Source organism: Candidatus Defluviilinea gracilis (assembly GCA_016716235.1).
Classification (GTDB): Bacteria; Chloroflexota; Anaerolineae; order Anaerolineales; family Villigracilaceae; genus Defluviilinea; species Defluviilinea gracilis.
This window is the reverse complement of the sequence record JADJWS010000001.1, coordinates 1,871,674-1,897,215: the sequence shown is the minus strand read 5'-3', so window position 1 is coordinate 1,897,215 and position 25,542 is coordinate 1,871,674. Positions and strand designations below refer to the sequence as shown.

Annotated in this window: 29 protein-coding genes and 3 tRNA genes; 7 read left to right on the top strand and 25 right to left on the bottom strand. The window is 52.8% G+C overall.

The features are described 5' to 3' along the window. Positions 1–46 precede the first annotated feature (46 nt). The 3 genes from IPM31_08885 to IPM31_08875 all read right to left on the bottom strand — a co-directional run bounded on the left by IPM31_08885 (position 47) and on the right by IPM31_08875 (position 351). Positions 47–119 (bottom strand) — tRNA-Thr (locus IPM31_08885). Positions 120–148: 29 nt separating this feature from the next. Continuing rightward, positions 149–231 (bottom strand) — tRNA-Tyr (locus tag IPM31_08880). Between the two features lie 47 nt (positions 232–278). Beyond that, a tRNA-Thr gene (locus IPM31_08875) sits at positions 279–351 on the bottom strand. Positions 352–620: 269 nt separating this feature from the next. Here IPM31_08875 and IPM31_08870 point away from each other — a divergent pair. After that, the gene (locus tag IPM31_08870; protein ID MBK9007096.1) at positions 621–1,406 is read left to right on the top strand and encodes a hypothetical protein; all 786 of its coding nucleotides are present in this window, start codon (positions 621–623) and stop codon (positions 1,404–1,406) included. Between the two features lie 13 nt (positions 1,407–1,419). Continuing rightward, positions 1,420–1,671, top strand: a complete 252-nt coding sequence (locus IPM31_08865; protein ID MBK9007095.1) for a hypothetical protein — start codon at positions 1,420–1,422, stop codon at positions 1,669–1,671. Positions 1,672–1,793: 122 nt separating this feature from the next. On the opposite strand, the gene acpS is transcribed toward IPM31_08865, so the two are convergent. From acpS to IPM31_08845, 4 genes are all read right to left on the bottom strand, one after another. Then, entirely contained in the window at positions 1,794–2,159 is a 366-nt protein-coding gene (acpS, locus tag IPM31_08860; GenBank protein ID MBK9007094.1) for a holo-ACP synthase, read from the bottom strand. Positions 2,160–2,230: 71 nt separating this feature from the next. Then, complete coding sequence (locus tag IPM31_08855; protein MBK9007093.1) at positions 2,231–3,505, bottom strand: insulinase family protein; 1,275 nt, start codon at positions 3,503–3,505, stop codon at positions 2,231–2,233. Beyond that, positions 3,502–4,788 (bottom strand): insulinase family protein, encoded by a 1,287-nt coding sequence (locus IPM31_08850; protein ID MBK9007092.1) that lies wholly within the window; start codon positions 4,786–4,788, stop codon positions 3,502–3,504. The genes IPM31_08855 and IPM31_08850 overlap by 4 nt, the downstream gene beginning before the upstream one ends. A gap of 20 nt (positions 4,789–4,808) precedes the next feature. Further along, entirely contained in the window at positions 4,809–5,570 is a 762-nt protein-coding gene (locus IPM31_08845) for a hypothetical protein (protein MBK9007091.1), read from the bottom strand. 154 nt (positions 5,571–5,724) lie between these two features. Between IPM31_08845 and IPM31_08840 the strand changes: the two genes are divergently transcribed. The 3 genes from IPM31_08840 to IPM31_08830 all read left to right on the top strand — a co-directional run bounded on the left by IPM31_08840 (position 5,725) and on the right by IPM31_08830 (position 9,568). Next, positions 5,725–7,026: an FAD-dependent oxidoreductase gene (locus IPM31_08840; protein MBK9007090.1), complete on the top strand. Its 1,302-nt coding sequence runs from the start codon at positions 5,725–5,727 to the stop codon at positions 7,024–7,026. Between the two features lie 95 nt (positions 7,027–7,121). Then, a complete protein-coding gene (locus IPM31_08835; GenBank protein ID MBK9007089.1) occupies positions 7,122–8,774 on the top strand; it encodes a DPP IV N-terminal domain-containing protein in 1,653 nt (550 codons plus the stop codon). 5 nt (positions 8,775–8,779) lie between these two features. Continuing rightward, positions 8,780–9,568 (top strand): hypothetical protein, encoded by a 789-nt coding sequence (locus tag IPM31_08830; protein ID MBK9007088.1) that lies wholly within the window; start codon positions 8,780–8,782, stop codon positions 9,566–9,568. Between the two features lie 53 nt (positions 9,569–9,621). Here IPM31_08830 and IPM31_08825 read toward each other — a convergent pair whose 3' ends face one another. From IPM31_08825 to IPM31_08760, 14 genes are all read right to left on the bottom strand, one after another. Continuing rightward, positions 9,622–10,317, bottom strand: coding sequence for an IS630 family transposase (locus IPM31_08825; GenBank protein ID MBK9007087.1), 696 nt, complete (start codon positions 10,315–10,317; stop codon positions 9,622–9,624). A gap of 48 nt (positions 10,318–10,365) precedes the next feature. Next, on the bottom strand, positions 10,366–10,689 hold the full coding sequence (locus tag IPM31_08820; protein ID MBK9007086.1) for a helix-turn-helix domain-containing protein: 324 nt from the start codon (positions 10,687–10,689) through the stop codon (positions 10,366–10,368). 129 nt (positions 10,690–10,818) lie between these two features. Continuing rightward, positions 10,819–11,352 (bottom strand): nitroreductase family deazaflavin-dependent oxidoreductase, encoded by a 534-nt coding sequence (locus tag IPM31_08815; protein MBK9007085.1) that lies wholly within the window; start codon positions 11,350–11,352, stop codon positions 10,819–10,821. Then, entirely contained in the window at positions 11,349–11,786 is a 438-nt protein-coding gene (locus tag IPM31_08810; protein ID MBK9007084.1) for a D-tyrosyl-tRNA(Tyr) deacylase, read from the bottom strand. Before IPM31_08810 ends, IPM31_08815 begins: the two co-directional genes overlap by 4 nt. A gap of 84 nt (positions 11,787–11,870) precedes the next feature. Beyond that, positions 11,871–12,857, bottom strand: a complete 987-nt coding sequence (gene trpS / locus IPM31_08805) for a tryptophan--tRNA ligase (GenBank protein ID MBK9007083.1) — start codon at positions 12,855–12,857, stop codon at positions 11,871–11,873. Between the two features lie 57 nt (positions 12,858–12,914). Continuing rightward, the gene (locus tag IPM31_08800; protein MBK9007082.1) at positions 12,915–13,094 is read right to left on the bottom strand and encodes an Rdx family protein; all 180 of its coding nucleotides are present in this window, start codon (positions 13,092–13,094) and stop codon (positions 12,915–12,917) included. Positions 13,095–13,219: 125 nt separating this feature from the next. Then, positions 13,220–13,990 (bottom strand): ATP-binding cassette domain-containing protein, encoded by a 771-nt coding sequence (locus IPM31_08795; GenBank protein ID MBK9007081.1) that lies wholly within the window; start codon positions 13,988–13,990, stop codon positions 13,220–13,222. Positions 13,991–14,000: 10 nt separating this feature from the next. Then, positions 14,001–14,657 carry an ABC transporter permease gene (locus tag IPM31_08790; GenBank protein ID MBK9007080.1) on the bottom strand — a complete coding sequence of 219 codons (657 nt, stop codon included), beginning with the start codon at positions 14,655–14,657 and terminating at the stop codon, positions 14,001–14,003. Positions 14,658–14,675: 18 nt separating this feature from the next. Continuing rightward, positions 14,676–15,413 (bottom strand): molybdate ABC transporter permease subunit, encoded by a 738-nt coding sequence (gene modB, locus IPM31_08785; protein ID MBK9007079.1) that lies wholly within the window; start codon positions 15,411–15,413, stop codon positions 14,676–14,678. A gap of 130 nt (positions 15,414–15,543) precedes the next feature. Further along, the gene (gene modA / locus IPM31_08780; protein MBK9007078.1) at positions 15,544–16,326 is read right to left on the bottom strand and encodes a molybdate ABC transporter substrate-binding protein; all 783 of its coding nucleotides are present in this window, start codon (positions 16,324–16,326) and stop codon (positions 15,544–15,546) included. Between the two features lie 176 nt (positions 16,327–16,502). After that, positions 16,503–17,354, bottom strand: a complete 852-nt coding sequence (locus tag IPM31_08775; protein MBK9007077.1) for a substrate-binding domain-containing protein — start codon at positions 17,352–17,354, stop codon at positions 16,503–16,505. A 50-nt stretch (positions 17,355–17,404) separates the two neighbouring features. Continuing rightward, entirely contained in the window at positions 17,405–18,376 is a 972-nt protein-coding gene (locus IPM31_08770; protein ID MBK9007076.1) for a helix-turn-helix domain-containing protein, read from the bottom strand. Positions 18,377–18,556: 180 nt separating this feature from the next. Further along, complete coding sequence (locus IPM31_08765; GenBank protein MBK9007075.1) at positions 18,557–19,486, bottom strand: glycosyltransferase family 2 protein; 930 nt, start codon at positions 19,484–19,486, stop codon at positions 18,557–18,559. 34 nt (positions 19,487–19,520) lie between these two features. Beyond that, complete coding sequence (locus IPM31_08760; protein MBK9007074.1) at positions 19,521–20,357, bottom strand: sulfotransferase domain-containing protein; 837 nt, start codon at positions 20,355–20,357, stop codon at positions 19,521–19,523. 70 nt (positions 20,358–20,427) lie between these two features. On the opposite strand from IPM31_08760, the gene IPM31_08755 reads away from it, so the two are divergent. Together IPM31_08755 and IPM31_08750 are read left to right on the top strand one after the other, a co-directional pair. Further along, positions 20,428–20,640 (top strand): AbrB/MazE/SpoVT family DNA-binding domain-containing protein, encoded by a 213-nt coding sequence (locus tag IPM31_08755; protein MBK9007073.1) that lies wholly within the window; start codon positions 20,428–20,430, stop codon positions 20,638–20,640. After that, on the top strand, positions 20,640–21,014 hold the full coding sequence (locus tag IPM31_08750) for a type II toxin-antitoxin system VapC family toxin (GenBank protein MBK9007072.1): 375 nt from the start codon (positions 20,640–20,642) through the stop codon (positions 21,012–21,014). The genes IPM31_08755 and IPM31_08750 overlap by 1 nt, the downstream gene beginning before the upstream one ends. A 26-nt stretch (positions 21,015–21,040) precedes the next feature. Here IPM31_08750 and IPM31_08745 read toward each other — a convergent pair whose 3' ends face one another. From IPM31_08745 to rsmI, 4 genes are read right to left on the bottom strand one after another with little or no spacing between them, the layout of a single operon-like run. Next, positions 21,041–22,105 carry a bifunctional phosphoglucose/phosphomannose isomerase gene (locus IPM31_08745; GenBank protein ID MBK9007071.1) on the bottom strand — a complete coding sequence of 355 codons (1,065 nt, stop codon included), beginning with the start codon at positions 22,103–22,105 and terminating at the stop codon, positions 21,041–21,043. Continuing rightward, the gene (locus tag IPM31_08740; protein ID MBK9007070.1) at positions 22,106–23,572 is read right to left on the bottom strand and encodes a peptidase S10; all 1,467 of its coding nucleotides are present in this window, start codon (positions 23,570–23,572) and stop codon (positions 22,106–22,108) included. It lies immediately after the preceding gene. Positions 23,573–23,590: 18 nt separating this feature from the next. Beyond that, positions 23,591–24,703: a hypothetical protein gene (locus IPM31_08735; GenBank protein ID MBK9007069.1), complete on the bottom strand. Its 1,113-nt coding sequence runs from the start codon at positions 24,701–24,703 to the stop codon at positions 23,591–23,593. Beyond that, positions 24,693–25,532 carry a 16S rRNA (cytidine(1402)-2'-O)-methyltransferase gene (gene rsmI, locus IPM31_08730; protein ID MBK9007068.1) on the bottom strand — a complete coding sequence of 280 codons (840 nt, stop codon included), beginning with the start codon at positions 25,530–25,532 and terminating at the stop codon, positions 24,693–24,695. The genes IPM31_08735 and rsmI overlap by 11 nt, the downstream gene beginning before the upstream one ends. Between the last annotated feature and the right edge of the window lie 10 nt (positions 25,533–25,542).

The window sequence follows — 25,542 nt, the reverse complement described above, 5'->3', positions numbered from 1 at the left end:
CTTTCTCCTTCTTTAATTTGATAAAGAAATTTTATAGCAACGATTGAGCCCTCAACGAGATTCGAACCCGTGACCTCACCCTTACCAAGGGTGTGCTCTGCCGACTGAGCTATGAGGGCTTAACGTGCTTACCCGTTCGCACGAGTAGTGGGCAGTGAAGGATTCGAACCTCCGAAGTCGTCTGACAACTGATTTACAGTCAGTCCCCTTTGGCCACTTGGGTAACTGCCCAAAATAAATTATTAAGATCGCCGTCATGCCTCTCGCGGCAACCTCAGAGCCGACGACGAGACTTGAACTCGTAACCGCCCGCTTACAAGGCGGGTGCTCTACCGATTGAGCTACGTCGGCGCGTGCTTCGCGCCCTGCCAAAACCACACGGGAGCTACGACAATTAAGCAGGGCGATTATACCAAAGCCATACTTAACGGGGAAGTTAAACAGGCAATTAAATTGCTCCCGGCGCTTTGTCCCGCCGCAAAATCACGGGAACTCCTAGGAGCAGGGCGCAAGTGTAGCAGGATTCAGAATGTCAGTCAAGAATGACAAACACATTGCGAGGCATGAATTTGCCCCTTGACATGGCGAATAAGAAGTTGTATATTTAGAACACTTGTTCTATGAGCGATATAAATCGATACGACCTGTTAATGGAAGCCTTTGCAGAACTCAAGCCAGAGATAGACGCGGCGCGTCGACTCACGCCGGTTCCCGCTTACCCATCGTTAAACCAGGCGCTCTCTGAATTTGGTGAGATGCCCAGCGAAGCCATGTTCATGGGCGTCGCATCCGATGGATTGCCAATGCTGTTGAACTTGCACGATGCGGTGCCAGGTCCGTTACTGGTCTTGGGCGATGCCGGCGCGGGGAAAACAAATCTCCTTCAAGTGATCGCGCATTCGGCAGGAATGATGCATCAACCGTCCAACCTGCAGTTCGGCGTGGTGACCAACCACCCCGGGGAATGGAACGGTGTTGAAAAAATCCCCAACAATGTCGGTGTCTTTCCTTTGTACGCCACTTCGTCTGAGGAGTTCATTCTTTCGCTGGCATCCTGGGCGCACGGAAATAAAACCAGCTCGCAATCCGTTCTGTTGTTACTTGACGATCTCGAAGCCGCAACCAATCTCGATTTCGACGCGCGACAAAACTTGCGCTGGCTCCTCCTGCGCGGACCCGCCCGCCGCGTTTGGCCCATCGTCACTCTCAACCCAAGCCGTTTAGATTCATTACACCCATGGCTCGAATTGTTCCGCACGCGCGTCTTCGGATCGATCAGGGATGAAAATATCGTCAACCGGTTGAAAGCCCGGGATGCGAAACTCCCCACCCTTCACAACGGAGCGGAATTTACCTTGCGCGAAGGCGATCAATGGCTTCGTTTTTGGCTACCAAGCATAGAATAAAAAGGAGTCCCACATGCACACCGGAATGCTTTGGTTCGACGACACACAATCCACGCTGGATACCAAGATCAAAAAAGCGACGGAATATTACAAAAAGAAATATGGGCGCATGCCCGACCTGTGCCTCGTGCATCCCAACATGATGCGGGATTCTGCAGTGGAAAGCGAAAAGCCTGCCCTGAGAGACAGCGAAGGGATCACCGTGCGCGCCTATCGCCCCGTTCTCCCCGGTCACATTTGGGTTGGCGTGGAAGATAAAAACTGATCGTTCATTGTTCGTTCAGCAGTTGAACTGCTCAACGAACGCCAATACCAAGCAACACGGACAAGAGTCGAGTCCTGTCCTTTGCAAAACCTCCCGTGAAACTGGCTCACGGGAGGTTATTTTTATCCGGTCATCACCACAAATGCCACCGAATGACTCCGGCTGTGGCTAATGCTCACCGACCACGAAGAATACCCAAGCGAGTCTGCTTTTTGTTTCGCCGCGCCATGAAGAGTCAGCATAGGCGCTTTTTGTTCGCCGCCCAAGATTTCGATTTCCTTCCACATCACATCCCCAATCCCTGAACCCAGCGCCTTAGCAACCGCCTCCTTCGCCGCAAACCTTCCCGCCAAAGACTCGGCTCGCTGACCACACTGCTCCAACTCGGCAGGCGTATAGATCCGCTCGAGATAATGCTTGCCATGCCGCCCAATCACCTCCTCGATGCGAGATATTTCAATCAGATCAACGCCGGTCGCAATCTTCATTTCACCAATCTCTAGTCTCCAATCCTCTAATCCTCTAATCTTCTCTTTCACACACCAATTACCGCGTACCCTCACGCCCCCGCCGCCGCAATTGCCAACTTCTCAGGGTCGATGAACCGGCGCGCCGCGCTCAACACGCGCTCACGCGTCACCTGGCGCACAAGATCGGCATAGCGAAGATAATAATCCAAGCCCAAATCATGGCGCTCGATATTCAGCAACGCGCCCACCACCCCGCTATTCGATTCCAACGAAAGAGGCAAACGCCCAACGTAATTGGTCTGGCTATCTGCGAGTTCTTCGGCAGTCACGCCGTCATCCACAAATCGCTTCAACTCGCTTACGATCAGCTCGGTGGCTTTATTCACATTCGACGGGTTCACCCCCGCGTTCACCTCCCACGAACCGGGACCCACCCCCGCGCTCAGGCTCGAACCCGCATAATATGCCAACCCGGCCTTCTCGCGCACCACATCGCCGATTCGCCCCATCAGCCCGAACTGCCCCAAAATGTTATTTCCAAGCGACGCCGGCAAAAAGTCCGGGTCTTTGCGCATGGGACCCGTCGTGCCGATCACAAGATCAGATTGCGACTTCCCAGCGATCAGGTGATGCTTACGGGCAGTTTTCTTTAATGACTTCAAAGGAGGAAGAGCCGGCGCCTCTTTCTGACCTTTCACCTGCCACGCCCCTAGCGAGCGCTTCACCTGCCTGACCGCTTCTGCCGCCTTCACCGCGCCGACGATGGCGATCACCATCCCGCGCGGACCGAAATGCTCGCGATGAAATTTGACCAGGTCAGCCTGCCTAATCTTCTTGACCGTTTCCGGGTGACCATCCTCCGCGCGGCTATATGGATGACCTTTGAATAGGATTTCATCAAACACCATGGAAGCCATGTCAGACGTATCCTGAGCGCGGATCGCAAGACCCGTCAACAATTGCGTTCGCAATTTTTCCACTTCGGCTTTTGGAAATGTGGGATTGATCAACGACCCAGCCAGCAAATTCAACAAGAGCGGCAAGTCCTCTGCCAGCGAGCGCCCGGTAAAACCGGAGGAATGGACGCCCGAACTGAACCCTAAACTTGCCCCGGCCGATTCCAATTCATTGTAAATGGTATCGAACGTTCGCGTCTTCGTTCCGCGCATCAACGCCGAGGTCACAAAGTCTGCCAAGCCGAGTTTCGCATCGGGGTCGAAGAGCGAGCCGGCGGTAAAAAAACCGCCAATAACCACCGACGGGCTGTTAAAGTTGGAACGGGTCAAGATCGTGATCCCGTTCGGCAATACCTCGCGATAAATGTCAGTAGGGCTGGGTAATGCGGAGTGATTGATCGTCATCATTGAGACCTCCCGCCCAAAGGAACATACGTTCCGACGACGCGGCTTTGAGGCTTCAAGTATTCGTTCGCCACGCGTTGAATATCCTTTGCGGTGACCTTTGCCAGTTTATCGAGATAGGTTTGGAACCATTCATACGTGGCAAACATTTCGGCGTAGCCCATCCAGAATGCCTGATTGGTGATGTTCTCGCTTCCATAAGCGAATAACGCGCGCGCTTGTTTGATGGCGCGGACGATTTCCTCTTTTGAAGCTTTCTCTTCTTGCGCGCGTTTGAGTTCCTTATCCAGCGCGGCAAGCGCTTCTTCCGGTTTGCGTTTGGGATGAATCGTCATTGTGATTCCATACAAGAACGGGTCGATCGTTGCGGACGCGCCCCCGTGAACGCTGACCGCGACTTCTTTATCTACAAGAGCGCGGTAGAGGCGCGAGGTTTTGTTCGAGATGCCGCCGCCGAACATGTTGAGGTTGCTGGGACCCGCGAGCAAACTGTCCAGCACGGTGAGGGGGAAAAAGTCGGGGTGTGAAGCGGCTGGGAAGCGGTAACAAGCCTGCACGTACGAAGTTGAACCGGGTCCCTCCACGCTGAGTCGCACCTCCCCGTTTTGCGGAAGTTCAGGGCGGGCAACGCGCGCCGGCGCTTTTCCAGCTGGGATCGACTCGTAGAGTTCACGGATGCGCGCCAGCATTTTGTCGGTTTCGAAATCGCCGGCCACCGCCATCACGGCGTTGTTGGGCGCGTAGAATTCGCGGTAGTGATTGTATAGATCGTCGCGCGTCATCGCGCGGAGGTCAGCCATGTCGCCGATAACCTCGTGATGGTAGGGATGCACGCGGAAGGCGGTTTGTTGCACCGCTTCGCCGAGCATGAAGAGCGGTTCGTTTTCACCGCCTTCGCGCTCAGAAATAATGACCGTGCGTTCAGAGGCGACTTCGTCCAGGTCGAATCGGCTGTTTGTCATGCGGTCCGCTTCGAGACGTAAACTCAGGTCGATTTTGTCGGCCGGCATGGTTTCGAAGTATGCCGTCCAATCGAGATAGGTCATGGCGTTCCATGCGCCGCCTTCGCGCGAGATGGCTTTATCGAGCATGTTGGCGGGAAATTGCGGCGTGCCTTTGAATTGCATGTGCTCGACCCAGTGCGAAATGCCGGTTTTCCCCTGCACTTCGTCGCGCGAGCCGACGCGATACCACAACCACGAAGAAATGATCGGCGCGGTATGAATTTCTTTGAGGAAAACTTTCAATCCGTTGGAGAGGGTGGTTTCAGTGAGCGAGTTTTTCATGGTCGGGGGTGACTCCAAATTTAGGGGGATTGTGCCGACGAACAGATTTGGATTCCATTCCACACGGCATTCGGTTCCACGAGGCAGAAGTACGGCTTGACCACTTCCTGCAAGCCGACGAACGGCTCATGCAGTTGCGTGTCTTTGAGCGGAATGTCGACCGGCACATTCAAACTGATCGGCACCTGGATCTGGTTATTGTTGGGGTCGGTTTTCACGGGCAACGGAAAATCGAGGATCACATTGAGCGGCGTTCCGGCCGGCAGAGTGACCACCGCATCGGCATCGATATCCACTCCGCCGGTATTGATGACGACATGGGCATTGTTGATGGTGGTTGCGTCTGCCAGCACGATGCGCGTGGTGGTTTTGACCGGTACCACAATATCGAGAGGGATCGCCGCGTTGACGGGAATGTTCGTCGAAATGGTGGCTTCGTCCATTCTCACAAAATTGAGATATAACCCGCCCAGCACCCCGGAGAACTGGTCGTTGGCGGTGAGTTGCAACGCGCCTAACAACCGCAATGCGACAAGCAAAATGGCAATCAAGACGATGTTTACGATGAGCGAGAGTATGCCGGTGAACGTCCAAAAGGCGCGTAGGATGCGAGTCGGTTGGGGAACAGAATCAGATGCGGGGGGGGTGGGAACCGGCGCGGAGGCTTGAGTCGCGTTGGCGCGGCGATAGGCGCGCGTCCGCGCAGTTTGACCGGCGTCGCCGCGCACGATCCGCATTAAACGCGCAAAAGGTTTCTCACGTTTTGGGGATGACTGTGTCATACGACCTCCTCGCTTTGGGTACAGTACGCCTGTAATCTTAGCATAGATATGAAAAAATGTATGAAAGTTACGAAGACAGAAGACATTGCCGCAAAGTTATTTTTGGCTATAATCTCTTCGTTCTTCAAAATCGCAGGGCGTTCCAGGAGGCATCGTGACCAACCCATACCATGTCGCCGTGATCGGCGCGGGATCGGCGGGGCTGTTCGGGGCGCGTGAGTTAGCCGCGCAGGGAGTCCATGTATCACTCTTCAACCGCGACATCAAACCGGGCGGACTCGCCGAGTATGGCATTTACCCTGAAAAACATACGATGAAAGAGGGACTGCGCAAGCAGTTTCGGCATGTCTTGGATATGCCCAACATCGATTATTACGGAAACATCACGTTCGGGACGCGGGGCGACCTGACTCTCGCTGGGTTGCGTTCCCTCGGCTTCGACGCGGTTCTGGTGACGGTGGGCGCGCAGGGCACCAAGTCGTTGAACCTGCCGGGCGAGAACCTCGAAGGCGTGTATCACGCCAAAGATGTTGTGTATTATTACAATCGTCTCCCGCCGTACAGCCAGTGGCGCTTCCGCTTTGGGAAGCGATGCGCCATCATCGGCGCGGGCAACGTGATGGTGGACATTGCCCGTCACCTCATCAACGAATATAAAGCGGAGGTGGTCACGTCGGTGGTGCGGCGCGGACCGGCCGAGGTTAACTTTACAAAAGAAGAAATGAAGCATTTGATCTCGTATCTCGACCTGAATGAGTTCGAGCGCGAAATGGCGCGCGTTCTGCCCGCTTTGCAAGCCATCAACCAGGATCCTGAAATTGGACGTCATAAAGTGTTGGATTCTCTCACAAAGGCTGATCCCAAAACCGATAACGCCTCATTCCATTTTGATTTTCTCGCTTCGCCGGTAGGCATGATCGGCGAGAACGGCAAACTCACTCACCTGGAAGTGGAGGATAACATTCTCATCGAAAAAGACGGCAAGACCAGCGCCAAGGGCGCCGGCACGAAGCGTATGATTCCGCTTGACACCGTCATCTTCGCCATCGGCGATCAAGTGGATGAGTCGTTTGGTTTGCCGACGGAATGGGGCGAGTTCGTGAAGACTCCAAACCCGCGCTTTCCTGTGGACGGACTTTCGTATGAATCGCCGATCGAGGGCGTGTTCGTGGGCGGCTGGTCGCGCAAGGCAAGTTCGGGGCTGGTGGGCATCGCTCGCAAGGATGGCACGAATGCGGCGAAAGTGATCCTGCAATATTTGGGGACAAAGCAAGCAGGCGAACTGGATGTTTCTGCCTTGGAGGAAAAATTGAAGTCGCTCGGCAAGCCGGTCGTGTTGAAAGAACACGTCAAAAAACTGGAAGCGATCGAATTGGAAGAAGCCAAAAAACGCGGCATCGAGGAATTCAAGTTCGATAGTAATGAAGAGATGTTGAAAGCGGTGGGGTTGGGGTAAACAAGTTACCCCTCAACTCCTGAACAACGGAGAAGAGGGGTAAAATTTTGCTGTGAATATTTTGTCGTTGGTTTTTCAAGGAAGGATTGGGCAACATGAGGAATCTTCTTGGCTTAAATGTAGTTCTCACGATAATCCTGTTATTGACCGCATGCAGTCAAACCTCACAGTCGAGCTCCACTGTCGTACCTTCGTTCGTCAGACCAACAATTACTCCTGCCGCCATTCCTTCCCCATTCTCCACACTTTCTGTTGAAATCACTCCAACTCAAGTCTTTGTTCCTCCCACGCTCATACCGACTATTGATCCCGCTGTAGTGCCGGAGTTATTGAGTAAGGCATTTTTCATCCAATTCCTTGATGGACCGAATGGTCACAACATACGACAGATCACGGGCTGGGATTATGGTTTGGGCGGAGGATATAGGTTTAGTTGCCCCCCATTTCAATGGATGGACGAGCAACATCTGCTTCTTTTTCCAGCAACTGGGCAGGTTTACGATTCTGCTTATATAACCGGCGTGAATATAGTTCATCAACCAGTTATTATTAATTTTGAAAGCGGGCATACATGGCTGCCATATGTAAACCAAGTTGCATCGCCACTTTCTTGCAATGGCGTGTATTGGTCGAAGGAACTTGGCATGGTTTTAAGACCCGGAAATAACAGCTCCGCCTATGATTACAATGACAGACCAGCTATATTCACTTATACCCTTGATGGACAGGATATTAATCATTATTGGGGAAAGCTCCTTACTATATCGCCAAGTGGGACGAAAATTCTTGTTGATGATGATACAGTCATCGACCTCACTAGCAATAAAATAATTGAACTAGCATGGTACATGAATTACGATTCAGGAACATCAAGATTTTTCTGGTCATCGGACGAAACTCGCATCTATCGGTGTTGTCATCAATATGCCGATATAACCACTGGGAGGAGCTATAGTTTTGATGTGACAGAATTGCGCAGCACAAACGGAGAACCTGCACGTTCTACTATGCTTCCATTTACCAAAGGTCAATGGGTACGAAACGATACTTTTTTTCTCGTCGAATGGAGCTGGATCGATGATGGAGATATTCGATATCTTCCTATGTTTGATCCAGCGAGGAAGATAATTTACGATGTAAGAGCGATGGCAGGAATTTCAGAAGATTTGACCTGCCCAGAAACTTCAACCTCTCCCACTGGTGAATATGTATGGATTATGTGTTATGGAGGGGATTATTTGGTCAATCTGTTCAATTTTGAGAGCACCGCCTATCCCGGATATTCACAAATGGAAATCAACTGGTCAGCAGATGGTCAATCTGCATGGTTAAATGACTTCATAAACGATAAAATCGAATTACTTTCTCTCTCAAACAAGGAGCTAACAACCTTATCACCTTATCAAGTTACCGAACTTTCCTTCCGTTGGCATCCAATAGGTGGGTATCTCGCTTCTTTGTCAACAGATAATCAGGTTTTGGAAATATTAAATTCTAAAACCATGTCTACTGAAAAACTGGTTCTGCCTCTTTCCTTTCGCGATTTGATCTGGAGCCCAACTGGTGAAAAAATCGCTCTTGTAGCTGTGGATGGTAGTTTATGGCAAGTTGATTTTCCAACATTGGAAAATTTAGAACAACTAACTTCATCATTCACTGACGTCCAAGATGCGCACTGGTCACCTGATGGCAATTCCATTGCCATTGTTAGCGGATCAAATATTTACATCGTAGAAATCACAAAATAATCTTTATGAAACGCGACCTGTACTTCAGCAAGCCATTGATGAACGCGGCGGGGTCGTTGGGGTTCGCGCCAGACCTCCGAGATTTTCGCGAAGCACTCCCGAAACATGGTGGAGGGGGTGAAAATCTCGGAGGTCTTGAACTCGGCGCATTCGTGACCAACCCGATCTCGCTTCGTCCGCGTTTGCCGACTGCTCAACCGGCTGTGATCGAATACCCCGGCGGATTCCTCCTCCACACGGGACTGCCGAATCCCGGCATCCATGCCGCGCTGAAAAAATATTCCGCCAAGTGGACGCGCTCCGAATTGCCCATCATCGTCCACCTCATGGCTGACCGCCCCGAAGAGACGCAACAAATGGCGCGCATGTTAGAGTCGCATGAAAACGTGATGGCTGTCGAACTCGGCTTCGCTCCCTTGCTCGCCGACGATATTATTTTGCTCACGCTCGAAATGTGTTTGGGCGAACTTCCGTTGATATTTTCGTTGCCTGTTGAACAAGCGCTGTCGCTCGGTCCGCGTTTGATGCAGGAGGGAGCGCAGGCGATCAGCATCGCTTCTCCGCGCGGCGCGTTCGTATCTCGTAACTCGCAACTCGTAACGGGGCGGTTATATGGTCCTTCGCTTTTCCCACAGACCCTCGAAACCACGCACAACGCCGCCAAACTAGGAATCCCCATCATCGGCGCGGGAGGCGTGTGGACAAAAGAAAACGCCGACGCGATGCTCTCGGTCGGCGCGCTGGCAGTGCAGGTGGATGCGGCGTTGTGGAATCCGTCAATTATTTTCTCTTAAACACCTCACCTTACGCAGTAAAGACGTAATGCGAGATTTTGAACATTAACAAATTACTCTGACATAAGGCCGGTATAGCGTAAGAGCGGTTCAGAACCGTGAGAGAAACGGTCGAGAAAAGCAAGGACCTGAAATCGCAATTGGTTCACTTGGTCTGCCCAGCGATGGAGGTGTAACACTTCCTGCTTCAGCCATTTCCATAATTTTTCAATGGGATTGAGCCAGGAGGCGTAAGTCGGGAACAACAGGGGTGTAAGTTGCTGAGCATGCAAGGCTTCGAGAACTGCGGGCAGTTTGTGAACCGGCCAATTATCTTGAGCCAGATAGATGCGTTGCGCCTGCGGATAAGCGGCGCGCACTTGGGCATAGAAGCGGGGAAGTTCCTTTTTGCCGATCTTGGTGCGTTGCAAATAAGTCACCCGACCCGTGATCCCGTTCAAAACAGCGACCACTCTGGTTTGTGCATTGTACTGGGGTGCATCCATGGCCTTGGGTTGGGTTTTGCCATGCGCATGATAGGTTGGCGCTTTTGCGGGACGACGAAAGTAAGTCAGTTCATCCATGAACAAGATCACCGTAGTCTGCGGGTGGTGCGCTGCTTCTTCAAACGCCTGCAAAATCCTTTTCCATTTGGCTTGGTACGCTGGATCTGGGCTGTGGATGAATCCCAAAGCTTGTTTGCGGCTAAAGCCCAGACGTTTCAAAACTTTGTAAATGCCAGGTACACTACAGCCTTGCAACCAAGCCAAGGCACGCCCCACATCCTGTAACCGCCAGCGCACTCGCTGGCGCCAAATTCATACGGTGTGCGGTGCAAGACGCGCTCCACCTCGGCTTGCACCTGCTCTGTGGGCGGGGAAAAAGATTGGCTTTCGACCTCGACCTGTTTTGATTTTCAACCCGGCCACACCCTCGGCTTGAAAGCGTTTGACCCACTCGCCAATCGTGGTACGATGCACGCGAACCCGCAAGTGTTTGGCCACTGCCTGCCCTTCCTGACCGTCTGCCACCAGCAAAATCGCACGGGCACGCTCTCGCAAATACGGCTTGGGAGGGTTCTTTAGCCAGCGGTTCAGACTGGCTCGCTCCGCCTCTGTGATTTGGAGATGATACTTTTTCATGTCCGCCGCCTCCCGTTTCGGCATGCTTAGTATATGTCAGAATAAATTGTTAATGTTCAATATGTCGCGTTACGGAAATGAGACTGGCTTCAACTGCGCAACATCAGTTAAACACAAAGGGATTTGGCTTTACGACAATGAATCCTTCGTGATCTTTGTGTCCTTCGTGGTGAGAGAATCTTTCGGCTCCAACACCATCACGGGGATATGCCGATGCGCGGCGCGTTCACGATATTTTCCATATCCCTCGTAAAAAGAATTTGCCATCTGAAAATATTTCTCGCGTTCTTCATCAAACGACTCGCGCGCGATGTATTTTCCGATCCTGCCATTGATCCGCACTTCGCACTCGGGGTTTGCCTTCAAGTTGTAATACCAGCCCGGGTTATGCTCCCCGCCAAAATAGGACGCGATCAACGCGAGCTTCTCGCCGTCTGGAAAACTGATCAACGGCATGGCTCGTAGTTTTCCCGTCTTCGCGCCCTTCGTCGTCAACTGGATAACGCACAGCCCCACAATGCGAGTGAGCGTAAGTTTCCCTTTGCTTGCCCACAACAACAAATTATCGGCACGATACAAAATTTTCGACAAAAGCCTTGAAACAGGCTTGAGCATCAAAAAACGATGCGTCATTTTTTGGAACGCGTTGGGCTGGAGAGTCATTTTTCCAACCAGATCGTGACGGGGCCGTCGTTGTGAATTTCCACTTCCATGTGCGCGCCGAATTTTCCCGTTTGAGTCGGGACGCCGTGTCCGCGCAATAACTCGATAAATCGATTCACCAGCGGTTCAGCGACATCGGGTAAGGCGGCTTCAATGAATGAAGGTCGGCGTCCCTTTTGGGTATTTGCGTACAACGTAAACTGCGAAACTACAATTGCTTCCCCCTTCACATCCAAAATGGATAAATTCGTTTTCCCCTGTTCATCTTCAAAGATACGCAAGTTGGCGGTCTTCTCGGCAAGGAAGTTTGCCTGCTCCTCCCCATCTCCGTGCCCAACCCCCAACAAGATCAGCAAACCTTTCCCGATGGAGGAAATGGTTTGCTGGTCTACGGTTACGCTAGCATGGGAAACGCGCTGGATTAATGCTCTCATGGGAGGAAAACGTAAACACGGAAACAAGCACACAGGCTGTATCTCGTATCTCGTATCTCGTATCTCACAACCTGTCTACCTCACTCACGGCAACGCCATCGCCTCTCTCACCTCAACCATCGTCTCCTGCGCAATCACACGGGCGCGCGAAGCCCCATCGTTCAGCACATCCGTCACATAGGCGGGTTTTGAAGCGAGTTCGGCGCGTTTGGCGCGGAAAGGTTCGAGGTGCTTATTCAAGTTCGCGGCGAAGCGTTTCTTGCAGTCCACGCATCCAATGCCCGCGCGGCGGCACTCGACGTTGATCATATCCACTTCATCTTGCGGCGAAAAAATCTTGTGCATCGAGAAGACGTTGCACACGTCGGGGTTGCCTGGGTCGGTGCGTTTGACGCGCGCGGGGTCAGTGACCATATCCTTCACGCGCGCGGTTGTCTCTTCGGGTGTGGCGGCGAGTTCGATGTGATTGTTCAAACTCTTGCTCATCTTCGCTTTGCCGTCAATGCCCAACACTTTCAGCACCTCGGTATGCTTCACCTGCGGCTCGATCAACACTTTTGTGTTGTAGCGATAATTGAACGAACGGACGATCTCGCGCGCAAATTCCAAATGCGGAGCCTGATCGATGCCGACGGGAACGATGTCGGATTTATACAGAACGATGTCGGCGGTCATGAGGACGGGATAGCCGAGCAAGCCGTAGTTGGCATTCTCGGGCTGTTGGGCGAGCTTCTCTTTGAAGGTCGGCAGGTCGGTGAGTTTGCCCATCTGCGTGACCATCGAAAGATACGTGTGAAGTTCCATCACTTCAGGGACGTGCGATTGGATGAACAAGATCGTCTCTTCAGGGCGAATCCCCGCCGCGAGCCAATCGAGCGCCATCTCGATGGTGTTTTGTTTTAACTCGTGAGTCGTTTCCACCGTCGTCAACGCATGGACATCCACGATGCAATAGACGCAATCGTAGTCGTCCTGCAACGCGACGTAATTCCGAATCGCGCCGAGATAATTCCCCAAGTGTTGCCGCCCTGTCGGTCTTGCTCCTGAAAATACGCGTCCCTTTTTTGGCATTCATGACCTCTTTTTTATAGACCTCACAGGTCTTGAAGACCTGTGAGGTCTCTTTGATTATTCTCCAACCAACTTCCTCACCAACTCCACCACTTCCCCCGCCTCGGCATGACGATGCAACTGCGACTTCGAAAACAACAACTGCCCATTGACCGTCACTTCAAAGCGACCCTCATCCGAAGGGATCAACTTGATCTCCTCGATCACATGCTCATAGTGCCTGAGCAGTTCACCCATCAGGCTCACGGCCCGAGCGGTGTAATGTCAGACCGCGCAGTAGACGATCTCTATTTTCAACATCGCGCCTCCACAAGTTTCAAAATTATAACCGAGACCTCCGAGTTCTTAAAGAACTCGGAGGTCTATGAGGTTAATTCGCTCAAAAACTGCCGCACAGTTTCATCCGCAGGCTTCGATTTGATCTGCTTCGCCGTCCCCGCCTGTCGCAAACTCCCGCTCACGATCACGGCAATACGATGACACAACTTCGCCGCCTCGTTCAAATTATGCGTGACGAAAACCGCCGCGCGATGATTCTCCGCCAGCAACGCGGACAAATCTTCGATCAACGTCGCGCGCGTCGGCGGATCGAGCGCCGCAAACGGCTCATCGAGCAGAAGGAGTTCGGGATTCAACACAAACGCCCGCGCCAGACTCACCCTCTGCGCTTCGCCCCCCGACAGTTGACCGGCTCGCCGTTGGGCAAGCGACTCGACCCCGAGGCTTCTCATCCACTTCGCCGCCTGAGCCTTTGCCTCGTCTTTCGACGCGCCGCGGAACCTCAACCCCAACGCAACATTCTCCGCTACCGTCATATCCAATAACAACGGCGATTGGAATACAAACGAAACCCTGCGGCGATATTCGAGTTCATTCCACTCGCGCAACGATTGTCCATCGAATCGAATCTCGCCGCTCGCAGGTTTGAGCAATTGAGCCAGAGTCAGCAACAACGTGCTTTTCCCCGCCCCGTTCGGGCCCACAACCCCCAGCGTCTCGCCGCGTCGAATATCGAGCGAGTCAATATTCAACACCTCTCGCCCATTCCGTTGCACAAGCAAATTACGAATCTCGATCAATTCTTTCTCTCTCCTCTTTTCATCCCTTCGATCAAACTCAGGACAAGCCTTCATCCTTCAACATTCATCCTTTCTTTGCTCCCCTCTGTTGAATCCACGTCAGCGCAAGATTGATCAGGTAGGTAATGATGAGCAACAAGGCAGATAACGCCAACGCGCTCTCAAACTCGCCCTTCGACGTTTCCAACACGATCGCCGTCGTCAACACGCGCGTTTGACCCTTGATATTCCCGCCCACCATCATCGAAGCGCCAACCTCCGAGATCACGGAACCGAAGCCCGCCATCAGCGCGGCGAAAAGCGGGAGTCGCGCCTCCCACCAGAGGAACCAGATCATTTGGGGGCGCGAGGCGCCGAGTCCCAGCAGTTGTTGACTCAGGCGCGGATCCAACGCCGCCAACGCGGCGGCAGTTAACCCGGTGACCACGGGCGCGGCGATCACCACTTGCGCGATGACGATCGCCCATGGCGTGTAAATCAATTTCCAATCCCCGAGCGGACCGCTTCGCCACAACATCATCGCGACAACAAGCCCCACCACCACAGGCGGGAGAGCCATGCCCGTGTTGATGATGCTGAGAATCAGATTGCGCCCGCGAAAACTTCCCAGCGCCAGCCACGTGCCAAAGGGCAAGCCGATCAGCAGGCTCAACAACGTGGCAAAGATGGAGATTTGCAGGGACAGCGCAGTGACGCGGAAGATTTCGGAATCGAAGGGCATGTTCTCAATCACGACCGATCAATCGCGTTCCTGTTTTTCAAGCCGGCGGGTAAGCGCAAGCAATACGATCGAAACAAACACAAGAACGACAGCCAGCGCGAGGGCAACGCCAAGATCGCGTTCAAATCCCAGATAGATCGCCATGGGCATGGTTTGAGTGACGCCCTCCAAGTTGCCCGCAAATAAAATCGTCGCGCCGAATTCGCCGAGGGCGCGCGTCCACGTGAGGATCGCGCCGCTCAGCAATGTTTTCCCCGTGAGCGGAAGCATCACCTCGCGGAACATCTGCCAGCGATTCGCGCCCTCCACGTTGGCGGCTTCCTCGAGTTGCTTGTCAATGCCCGTGAAGCCCACCCGCGCCGAGCGGATGTATAACGGCGCGGCGACAAACATTTGAGCCATCACCACCGCCGCCGTCGTGAATGGAAGCGAGATCCCGAACATGTCCAAGGTCGAGCCGAACACCCCCCGCCGACCGAATGCGATCAACAACGCCAGCCCCGCAACCGACGGCGGGAGAACGATGGGCAGGTCGATCAGCAGTTCGAGCCACGATTTCAATTTAATCTTCCAGTTCGCAAGAATATAAGCCAGCGGCGTGCCGAACAGAATCGCGCAGAAAGTTGTGATCGTGCTGGTCGCCAGGCTTAACTTCAAGGCGTTCAGGGCTTGCTGTGAAAAGGCATAATCAAAAAACTCCGCGTTGATCGAGCGCGCGAAAACAGCCAACAGCGGCAGGAAAAATAATCCCAGCATGAAAATGCTTGGGACGATAAAGATCCATTTCGAGTCGAGGAGTTTTTTCAATTTAGCCCTTTAGCCACTGAGAACACAGAGTTCACAGAGATTTTAATTGATTTTCTTGTTGCTCTCTGTGGCAGGGTTTTTATTTTGGCGGAGCAAATCCCCACTTCCGCAAAATTGCCTGACCCTCATCCGACAGAACATAAGCGACGAACGCCCGCGCCAACTCGATATTAGCGGATTCAACCAGCGGCGCGATGGGATATTTGGCAATAACATTCATTTCGTCTGGAATTTGGATTGTTTCCAATTCGGGCGCGACGACGGCATCGGACATATAAACTATACCCGCGTCCGCTTCACCGAGTTGGACTTTAGCAACCACTTGCTTGACGTTATCTTCATTCGATACGACATTCGCCAGAACGTTGTTTTTGAAATCCGCGCCAAACGATGCGTTCATCAACTCGAACGCTTGGCGCGAATAGTTTCCGACGGGAACCTCTTCGGCGGCGAGGACGATTTTGACTCCAGAATTCGCCAGGTCATCGAGCGAGTCGATGCCTGCGGGGTTGTCGGCAGGGACGATGACCGCCAGTTTATTACTGAGAAAAATTTGAGAAGATTCTTTTGCGGCGAACGAGCCTGCGATCAATGCGTCCATTTCTTTGGCGCTGGCAGAGGCGAACACATCGGCGGGCGCGCCTTCCTCGATCTGAGTCCGCAGGGCTTGCGAGCCAGCGAAGTTAAAGGTGACGGTCACGTTTGGGTTTTGCGACTCGAAATTCTTTCCGATTTCAGTGAAGGCGTCGGTCAGGGATGCGGCGGCGAAAACGGTCAACGCGCGCGGCTTCGATTCATTTGAGTTGGCGCAGCCAACCAGCAGGATGGCGATCAAGATCAAAACAGGCATCGTTCTTTTCATTGCAACTCTTTCAAAATCAGGACGCTGATTCACGCTGAAAACGCAGATTTTCTCCCTTTGGAATCAGCGAAATCAGCGTTTTCACCTGCCCTTGCGGGCGGTGCAAGGGTCTGCGTCCAAACGCATTCTGTAAGGTAATCAGAGGAATTCATTAACTCCGTGTTACCCGGAGTAGTTTACAGACCCAGATCCGCGTCGGTCTTATCGGCATCGGGATAGAACAACGGCTGGCCGTATGTGTCAACGCCAAATTTCCCAATGACCTCTTGTGTGGACGATGCGATCATAAAATTCAGAAACGCCAGCGCGCCGTCGTAATTTACCTTATCCCATTGTTCGGGGTTGATTGTGATCACGTGATACACATTCAACAACGCGTTGTCGCCCTCGACGAGAATCTCCAAATCCAGATTGTCCTTGTTGGCGAGATAGGTCGCGCGATCGGTCATGGTGTACGCGCCTTTTTCAGAGGCGATCGTCAACGTGGCGCCCATGCCCTGTCCCGATTCAAGATACCACGCGGGCGCGGCGGCTTTGGGATCGTATTCGGCTTTCTTCCACAAATTCAATTCGGCTTTGTGCGTGCCAGAATCGTCGCCGCGCGAAACAAACTCCGCGCTCCCCGCGCTAATCGCTTTCAACGCGTCCACCACAGGCTTGCCTTTGATGCCCGCCGGGTCCGCCGCGGGACCGACGATGATGAAATCGTTATGCATGACGAGCGCGCGGTCCTTGCCGAATCCGTTTGTCATGAATTCCACTTCAGATTTCGGCGCGTGGACGAGCAGGACATCCGCGTTGCCTTCCTCACCCATCTTCATCGCCTGACCCGACCCCACCGCCACAGTCTGGACGGTGTAACCTGATTCGGCTTCGAACATCGGGATCAACACGTCGAGCAGACCCGAATCCTGCGTGGAGGTGGTGGTTGCCAGGATCAAGTTCGGGTTGGCTGGCGCGGCGGACTTCGGCGAGCAGGCAGTTGCCAACAGAAAGAGAATTAAGAGAATTGGGAGAATTCGTTTCATGGGAGACTCCTAAAAATAGAGGTGTCCGACGTGAGGGAACGACGGCGATGCTATAGAACTTGCTCCCCGCTATGCGCGGAGTTGTAGCCAGTGAGCGCGTTTAAATCATTGCGAAATGAGACGGTTTGCAAATGATCGAGCAGGGGCGCCAGCAATTTTTCATTCTGGCGCGGCAAAACAAGATCATAGCGTTCTTCGAACAGCGGAATAAAATCAAGGCTGGCTTGATGCGCGGCGGCTTGCAAGCCAAGCGACACATCCGCTTTGCCATTGGCAATCAATGCGGCGGCTTCGGTATGCGTCTTTACTTCATTGTTGTATCCGCCGATTTTTTCAACGGGAATTTTGAGCCTCTTCAACTCGGCGTCGAACCACAGACGAGTTCCCGAACCGGAATTCCGATTGACAAAATGGATCGAAGGGTTGGCAATATCGACAAGCTTCTTGATCCGTTTTGGGTTTCCGTCCGCAAGCATGAGACCCTGTGTGCGGTACGCCAGTGTGACGATTTCCACCTCGCGGTCGGGGAATACATGGCGAACGAACGGGGTGTTGTATTCGCCGCTTTCATCGAGGAGATGCGAGCCGCTGATCTGACACAGTCCTTGCCGCAGATTCACCAATCCATCCAGCGACCCGACAGGCAAACTCAAGATCGAAACATGCTTTTCAAGATGATCGGCAATCCCTTCGAGCGCAAGGTCATGACTCCCCGAAAAAACGATTGCGGGCTTTTGAGTTTTCGGGAGAACGATCTCCCGCAAGAACAAGGCATCCGCTTTGGCGCGATAGAACTTCTCGGTCACTTTGCCCGTTTTGCGGATCTCGCCAACTTCGACAAGTTCCGCCGATTCGAGCGCGAGGATGTGATGCCGAATCCAGGCGGGAGACTGCTTCATCGTCCGCGCGAGATGCGTGAGCGTGGCGGGCGAAGCCATGAGCAACCGCAAAATATCCATGCGGCGGGAATCCGCAAGGAGTTTGAGTTTGTCGAATGAATGGAGCGAGCCAACTTTTCGCATTACGATTTACGGAAACCGTCCCGCAGGTCTTTGTCTCACTCGTCCTGGCGCATGAACAATCCGCAGGACGATGTCCGCCACCTCGATTAAGTTTTTCCTTAATCGAGAGTTTATCACACGAATTTAGAGTTAGTCAAATCAAAATCCGCTTAATGGTCGATGGGGGTTCCAATCACTGCGCTAACCATACCGAATCGGTTCTACTCCCCTCTCGCTTTCCTCTTTCCTCTTTCGTTCCCTCGCATAATAAAACGTCTCGCGCAACTGCGGCGTGACCAGACTCGTCTCGCGGTGACCCATGCGCGTGCCGTGAAATTGCATCAAGCGGAACCAAAATATCGAAGCGAAATTCTTCCATAACACTCGTTCACGCGCCGCGTGCCACAGGTCGCTGAAAATGTTTGTGAGCGTCAAACGAACAAAATCATACGCGTTGAAATGCGCTTCGGGGTAAATCCGTTTGAACGCCATCGCTTCGCGGCGGTAACGGTTGAACACACCGCGCGGCGTTTCATCGTGGATGTGAACGATCTCCGCTTCGGCAGTGTAGGCAATCTTATATCCCTGTTCCTTAGTCCACTTCGCCCAAGCTAAATCTTCGAGTCCCGTCAATGTTTCATCATAGGGATGCGTCTCCCACAAACTTTTCCGAATCGCGGCATTGGCATTGTTACAAAAAGCAGTTGGTTGATTCGAGTCGCTCGCATCGGGATACCACCGATGAAAGATCTGCTGTTCCGAATATTTTGCCGAGTCGGGTCCGCGCTGTTTGCCGTACGTGAGCGCGACCTTCTCATCCTCGAACGGACGCAACAACGACTCCAGCCAATCGGGATACACGGGATACACATGCGCGCTGGCGATGACGACAAATTCACGCGTCGCTTCGCGGACCCCGAAGTTGAGCGACCTCCCAAACGTGAACTCCCCCGCAGCGATTCGCACGATCCACGCGCCGAACGACTCGGCAATGGAAACAGTCGCATCCGTCGAACCTGAATCGACGAGGATGATCTCCACATCGTTCAAAGTCTGCTGTTTGATCCCCTCCAGCAAACGCCCGATGTGTTTCTCTTCGTTATACGCGCGGATGACGATGGAGCAGTTCATAATTCATTGGGTAGGGGCGACAGGCCTGTCGCCCCTAGATTTCATATCCTAATTTCATCAGCAAATCGCCTGCCACATCATCGAAAATCTTCTTGTGCTCATCGGTAAAATATTTTTTCCATTCGCCTGTTTTCCCCGAACGGAAGGTGGGAGAACGGCTGGGGTTGATGGAGGATTCCAAAGAGTCGAGGATCAACTTGCGGGGCGTCTGAAGCGGGATGCGGGTGAGGAAATGATCCAGAATGCGAGTCAGAGTCGCGGCGCGGTCGTTAATCAAATCCTCAAAGTGGATGGAAAGGACTTCGGGGTGATTCAACCAATCCATGTAAGGAGCGAAGCGTTCGGCGATGTTCGGGAATTCAATGCCCGCGTCTGGTCTGCCCAAAATGCTGACCTTGAGGCGCGAATCAAAATCGGGAAGCGACTGATAGTATGCGTGATGGACGTGATTCTTTTCCATCTCGGTGACGTAAAACACATGCGAGACCACCACATCGCGCGGATCGCGAAAGATGAAGTAGGGAATAAATTTCGGCGAACTCACGCGCGCAATCGCTTCGGGTCGCGCAAAGAGATGCGCCGACGCCACATCACGCGGACTGAGTGAATCAAGCCAACGAAGCGACTGCTCAGGCGCGCGCTTGACTCCGCTTTCGCCTTCGTATTCGGCATAGAACGAATGCAATCGCTTCGCATACGGCGCGACATTCGAGAAGCCGAGCAAAATTTGATCGAGCAAGTGCGTTCCGCTTTTGGGGAAGGAGATGCCGAGGAGGATGGGCAGGTTGGTTGGTTGAGCTGAAAACCGAATTCGCTGAACTAACTTTTCAGATTGATAGATAATGGAACGAGCAAATGATTTCAAACGCATAGGGATATTAAACCACACAAGATGTGCTATAATCGCTTTACGATTTATGTTCGATAAGGAGAAGTAAAACATGGAAGCAGTAACGATTTCCTCAAAATACCAAGTCGTCATTCCTCGAGAAGTGCGGAATCAATTTGGTTTAAAACCTGGGCAGAAAATCATGTTTATCCCCTATAACAAAATCCTTCATGTTGTTATCGTTCCTTCCATCAAACAAGCGCGAGGGATGTTCAAGGGCATTGACACAGATGTGATGCGGGAAGAAACCGATGAGGAAAGATAATGAATGTTGTTGATTCATCGGGCTGGCTGGAATATTTTGCCGAGGGGAAAAATGCGATTTTTTTCTCGCGCGCCATCCAGAGCGTCGAGGAATTAATTGTTCCGACCGTTTGCATCTATGAAGTCTTTAGAAGAATGCTTGTGCTTCGAGGAAAAGAAGATGCCTTGCAGGCAGTCGGTGTAATGTCATTTGGAAAAATAGTCGAACTAGACCGCCAAACCGCATTGAACGCGGCCAATCTCGCCAATGACACCAAGCTCGCGATGGCTGACAGCATCATCCTTGCAACTGCCCGCGCAAACGACGCAATCCTTTGGACGCAGGACGAACACTTCAAGGATTTAGACGGCGTCAAATATATCGAGAAGAAATGAAAAGTGACCCTCATCGGGTCGCTTTTTTACTTCGCTTCTTTCATCGCTTCTTTGAACTCAACCAACGCCTGAATCGGAGTGGGGTCAACGCCGTAGCCCATCGCTAAATAATATGCCATGTAATCGCCGAACAAAATGGACGTCCACATGTGGGCGAGGGGAGTTTCGCCGCGCGCGTCGATGTAATCGGTGTTCATGCCTTCGAGCATGAAGGCTTTGCGGGTGAGGTCTGAGCGCAGACGATTACGCGGATGGTCGGAGGGCGCGCGCAAGAAGAGGGTCATCGTGTGCGCGTTGAGTGTCTCTTGCGGATTCATCGTCCCAGCCAGCGTGTTGTGATCGGCTTCAGGGATGAACTCGAAGTTCGCGCCCGCTTTCGCCACTTCGTTGATCTGTCCCTTCCAACGACGCGCAACCACGCTGAGCAAACCCGAGCCCATGAACGTCACCCACCTCCCCATCAATTGACCCGCATAGCGCTTGGCGGGATTCTTCACCGCAGGGACATCGGCTTTGAGATGCTGTTGAGTCCGCTTCATGGACGCGACCGCGTCTTGCATCTCCTTCGATTGATCGGAGAGGAAGCCGAGTCGCTGGAACATGGCGAGCAACAAACCAAACGAGAATCCTACCGCGGCACGCGGCTGACCTGCGTGATCGAACGTCCAGATCGGGATGTTATTTTCTTTCGCGCGTTTCGCTAATTCACCGCCTGTGCAAACCACAACGATTCGACATTCCGCTTTTCGGGCTGACTCGAAGGCGTCAAGCGTCTCTTCGGTGTTGCCTGAGTGCGACGAGCATATCACGAGGGACTCCTCGCCGCGCGCGTGGACGGGGAGTGAGTAATCTCGATGGACTGAGACAGGCAGAGGGGCGAGAGAAGCGCAGTACGCGGCGAGCAAGTCCGCGCCGATGGCGGATCCGCCCATGCCTGCGATGACGACCTGTCGAAAATTTTTCCAGTCGGGCAGATCGTGCTTCATGCCGAGTTGATACGCAAAGGCGAGTTGATCGGGGAGGTTGTCAATCTCGCCGAGCATGTTGAGGGTGTCGAGTTGTTTGAAGCGTTCGAGGTCGTCGAGATTCATTTATGCAGAATCCTTGATGAATGCCGCCAGATCTTTTTTCATCTGCTTGAGCGAGGGGATGTGAATGTACATCATGTGACCCGCTTCGTAGTAACCCATCGTCACATTGCCGCGCAGCGACTCGTCGAGACCGAGATGATTGAACGTGTATTCGGTTGCGAAGTAAGGCGTGCCGAGATCGTAATACCCATTCGCCACGTAGACTTTGAGATACGGGTTGTACGTCATCGCGGCGCGCAACGTTTCGCCGACGTTGACATAGGCGTTCTCAAATTCTTTATACGACCACGGATGCACGAAGCCGCTCAAAATTTCGTACGGCAGATCGGATTCAAATTTCAACTCGCGGCGGATGTAATCGTAGAACGCGGCAGTGTACGGACCCATGATGTTCGTGAGCAACGGATCGTACTCGGCATGTTCGGTGACGCCGAGCCTGTCGCGCCCGATCAAACGCGAGTCGAGCCGACCGACGGTGAGACCGCGTTCGCGCAGGAGTTCTTTGAAATAATGCTGATCGTTGATACGCAGATTCGAACGTTCGATGAATTGCTCCGAGATGCCCGTGAAATAGGAAAGACGCTTCACGATCTCGGCGCGTTCTTCTTTGATGAGCGAATCGCCTTTAAGCAATGCTTGTGCATAATCGCCGAGCGCGAACTCTTCGGCTTCTTTCAACCAGTCCTGTAACGGGCGATGCGGTTTGAGCGCGTCGTGATACCACGCAGTGGCGGTGTAGCCAGGCAGGAACATGATGAACGGCAGGTCATTGTTCAAGTTGAAATCAATCGTAGTGAAATCCAACACGACAGAGACGAGCATGAGCCCGTTCAAGTACATGCCATGCCGTTCTTGCAAATATCCTGATAGACCCGATGCGCGAGTCGTGCCGTACGATTCGCCGATCAAAAACTTTGGCGAGAGCCAGCGGTTGTAGCGCGTGGTGTACAAGCGGATAAAATCACCGACCAGTTCAATATCTTTTTTGAAGCCATGCCATTGCTTCGGCGCAACGCCTTCCACAGGGCGCGTGTAGCCTGTGTTCATCGGGTCAATGAAAACGAGATCGGTCTCATCGAGGATCGAATATTCATTATCCTTCAATTGATACGGCGGCTTCGGCAGATCGCCATCGTCCTTCAACAACACGCGGCGTGGACCCAACACGCCGAGATGAAGCCACACGGACGACGACCCGGGTCCGCCGTTGAACGAAAACGTGAGCGGACGCTTCGCCGTGTCGCCGACTCCGTCTTTGGTGTACGCGACGAAGAAGACCTGCGCGCGCGGCTTCTCGCCCTCCGCTTCTTTCTCGCGGTCGGCTGTTTCCTCTTTCATCACCATCGTCCCCGTTGTGACGGTGTACTTGATGGTCTTGCCGCCGATCTTGATCGAATGTTTCGAGGTGACAAGATTGTCTACGGCTTTGACTTCTTTTTTCTCTTCGGGTTTCTTTTCTTCTGCCATGTGAGGATTCCCTTCTGATTATTTCGAGTAAATATGGATGGACTCAAATGGAATGTTACCGATTATAAGCCGCAAAGCAGATTCGGCAATCCGCTCGAATGGCTTCAACGACAGATAAGCAATATCTGCCAAAAACGGATTTCGAATTTTACGCGCCAGCGGTTTTCCAAGCACATCATACATTTTCCGCAAAGGAGTATGAATCTTCGGCGCGACCGCCAGCAAGGCGAGTTCAGCGCATTTGAAAATTTGCAATTGATGATTCACCTGCATCGAATTTCCATTTGCAAGTTGCACAAGTTTTGAGCCGACGAAATTTGCATGTCCCTGCGCGGCGGCGGTGGCGATGTAGCAATCAGGCGGCGGGACAGGTGGCAACTGGGCATACAACTCGTACATTTTGAGAATGTCATACCTCCACGCGGCGATATAGGCGGCGATCCAAGCCGTGATGCCGAGTCCGCGCACGAGGGTGAAATTCGACTCGTGATATTTCAACAACCAGATCGAAGCCTGCGTTGCCATCAGAAACGACCAGAACGGTCCCGATGCGATGAGCCCAAGAAACACGAGAAACAACGGGACAAAAGCCTCATCCTTGATAAAAGTGGCAAGGATCGCGTATGCGATCAGAAGGACAGCGATCATCCATGGGCGGATGTAGCGCGAGATCCATGTTGCAAGACGCGAACGATAAATCCATGGGAAATAAAGCGGAAGGAACCATACCAGCAGGATCGCAAGTGAATTGGCAGAGACAAACAAATACACGCCAAGCAAAATCGTGTATTGCAAAGCGAGAAAAACTCCTGTGTAAATTCCCAGCCTCACAACGAAGAACTTTGCAAAACGATCTCCCGCAAAAAGGATAAGAAAATAACAAACGATCGAATACGCGATCAGAAAGAGAAAAAAGATTGACGCTTCGGGAAGCATAAGCAACGGAACATACGCGTCGCGATCCCCCGATTGCCATTCGGGTTTGATCGCCTCCACCGCCCAAAACGAAAACGCTGGCACGATCAGCAGAAACGCCGCATAAAAAATCTTCCACCAGCCGCGCGCGGGGAAATCTGTCGGGCTTGACGACTCGCTCATCTCATTTTGGATATTCGGGGATTCAAGACTCATCGCTGATTCCTTTTTGACTCACGAGACGGTACACATCCTTTTTACTCCAACCGCTTCTCTCCGACAGTTCGGCTGATAGCGCCTTCGCAGATTTCCCGCCCCTTGATTCTTTTTCAATCGCCGCTTGCAAGTCCTCCACTTTCCACTTTCCTCTTTCTTCTTTCTTCTCTCCTTCGATCACCAACGTAAACTCTCCCCTCGCTTCTTTTGATTTGAAATACTCCACCGCCCCGCTGAGAGTCCCGCGCCAATATTCCTCGAACATCTTGGTCATCTCGCGCGCCACGCAGATGCGGCGGTCGCCGAGGGATGCGAGCAAATCTTCGAGCGCTTCAATGATCCGATGCGGAGATTCGAGGAAGATCAGTGTGTAGGACAGGTTGGCAATTTGTCCTATGAATTTACGGCGTTCTGTTTTCTTGTGGGGTAGATAACCGAGATAGAGGAACGAGTCTGTGGGCAAGCCAGAAACGCTCAACGCGGCGACAGGGGCTGAGGGACCAGGGACAGGTCGAACGTCGAAGCCTGAAGCGAGCGCGGCGCGGACGAGTTCGTAGCCAGGGTCGTTGATCGCGGGAGTCCCCGCATCCGACACGAGGGCGACATCCCCGCTTGAAAGTTTGGCGAGGATAAAATCCAGTTTACTGAGTTTGTTGTGTTCGAAATAACTCGTGAGCGGCGTTTGAATCTCGAAATGCTTGAGCAAGTTCCCCGTGTGGCGCGTGTCCTCCGCCGCGATGAGACTCGCCTCATGCAAAATGCGAATCGCGCGCGGCGACATATCCTCAAGGTTACCGATGGGTGTGGCGACGAGATAGAGCGTGCCCATGCGATGATTG

Bases quoted from the DNA above. Each gene is read 5' to 3' on its own strand.
- IPM31_08735 (MBK9007069.1), bottom strand. From the start codon at position 24,703: ATGAGTCTTGAATCCCCGAATATCCAAAATGAGATGAGCGAGTCGTCA.
- IPM31_08835 (MBK9007089.1), top strand. From the start codon at position 7,122: ATGAGGAATCTTCTTGGCTTAAATGTAGTTCTCACGATAATCCTGTTA.
- IPM31_08790 (MBK9007080.1), bottom strand. From the start codon at position 14,657: ATGCCCTTCGATTCCGAAATCTTCCGCGTCACTGCGCTGTCCCTGCAA.
- IPM31_08740 (MBK9007070.1), bottom strand. From the start codon at position 23,572: ATGGCAGAAGAAAAGAAACCCGAAGAGAAAAAAGAAGTCAAAGCCGTA.
- IPM31_08745 (MBK9007071.1), bottom strand. From the start codon at position 22,105: ATGAATCTCGACGACCTCGAACGCTTCAAACAACTCGACACCCTCAAC.
- IPM31_08795 (MBK9007081.1), bottom strand. From the start codon at position 13,990: ATGAAGGCTTGTCCTGAGTTTGATCGAAGGGATGAAAAGAGGAGAGAG.
- modB (MBK9007079.1), bottom strand. From the start codon at position 15,413: ATGCTGGGATTATTTTTCCTGCCGCTGTTGGCTGTTTTCGCGCGCTCG.
- IPM31_08775 (MBK9007077.1), bottom strand. From the start codon at position 17,354: ATGAAACGAATTCTCCCAATTCTCTTAATTCTCTTTCTGTTGGCAACT.
- IPM31_08870 (MBK9007096.1), top strand. From the start codon at position 621: ATGAGCGATATAAATCGATACGACCTGTTAATGGAAGCCTTTGCAGAA.
- IPM31_08815 (MBK9007085.1), bottom strand. From the start codon at position 11,352: ATGACTCTCCAGCCCAACGCGTTCCAAAAAATGACGCATCGTTTTTTG.
- IPM31_08830 (MBK9007088.1), top strand. From the start codon at position 8,780: ATGAAACGCGACCTGTACTTCAGCAAGCCATTGATGAACGCGGCGGGG.
- IPM31_08855 (MBK9007093.1), bottom strand. From the start codon at position 3,505: ATGATGACGATCAATCACTCCGCATTACCCAGCCCTACTGACATTTAT.
- rsmI (MBK9007068.1), bottom strand. From the start codon at position 25,532: ATGGGCACGCTCTATCTCGTCGCCACACCCATCGGTAACCTTGAGGAT.
- IPM31_08755 (MBK9007073.1), top strand. From the start codon at position 20,428: ATGGAAGCAGTAACGATTTCCTCAAAATACCAAGTCGTCATTCCTCGA.
- IPM31_08810 (MBK9007084.1), bottom strand. From the start codon at position 11,786: ATGAGAGCATTAATCCAGCGCGTTTCCCATGCTAGCGTAACCGTAGAC.
- IPM31_08850 (MBK9007092.1), bottom strand. From the start codon at position 4,788: ATGAAAAACTCGCTCACTGAAACCACCCTCTCCAACGGATTGAAAGTT.
- IPM31_08760 (MBK9007074.1), bottom strand. From the start codon at position 20,357: ATGCGTTTGAAATCATTTGCTCGTTCCATTATCTATCAATCTGAAAAG.
- IPM31_08770 (MBK9007076.1), bottom strand. From the start codon at position 18,376: ATGCGAAAAGTTGGCTCGCTCCATTCATTCGACAAACTCAAACTCCTT.
- IPM31_08845 (MBK9007091.1), bottom strand. From the start codon at position 5,570: ATGACACAGTCATCCCCAAAACGTGAGAAACCTTTTGCGCGTTTAATG.
- IPM31_08800 (MBK9007082.1), bottom strand. From the start codon at position 13,094: ATGGGTGAACTGCTCAGGCACTATGAGCATGTGATCGAGGAGATCAAG.
- IPM31_08765 (MBK9007075.1), bottom strand. From the start codon at position 19,486: ATGAACTGCTCCATCGTCATCCGCGCGTATAACGAAGAGAAACACATC.
- acpS (MBK9007094.1), bottom strand. From the start codon at position 2,159: ATGAAGATTGCGACCGGCGTTGATCTGATTGAAATATCTCGCATCGAG.
- IPM31_08820 (MBK9007086.1), bottom strand. From the start codon at position 10,689: ATGAAAAAGTATCATCTCCAAATCACAGAGGCGGAGCGAGCCAGTCTG.
- IPM31_08750 (MBK9007072.1), top strand. From the start codon at position 20,640: ATGAATGTTGTTGATTCATCGGGCTGGCTGGAATATTTTGCCGAGGGG.
- trpS (MBK9007083.1), bottom strand. From the start codon at position 12,857: ATGCCAAAAAAGGGACGCGTATTTTCAGGAGCAAGACCGACAGGGCGG.
- modA (MBK9007078.1), bottom strand. From the start codon at position 16,326: ATGAAAAGAACGATGCCTGTTTTGATCTTGATCGCCATCCTGCTGGTT.
- IPM31_08865 (MBK9007095.1), top strand. From the start codon at position 1,420: ATGCACACCGGAATGCTTTGGTTCGACGACACACAATCCACGCTGGAT.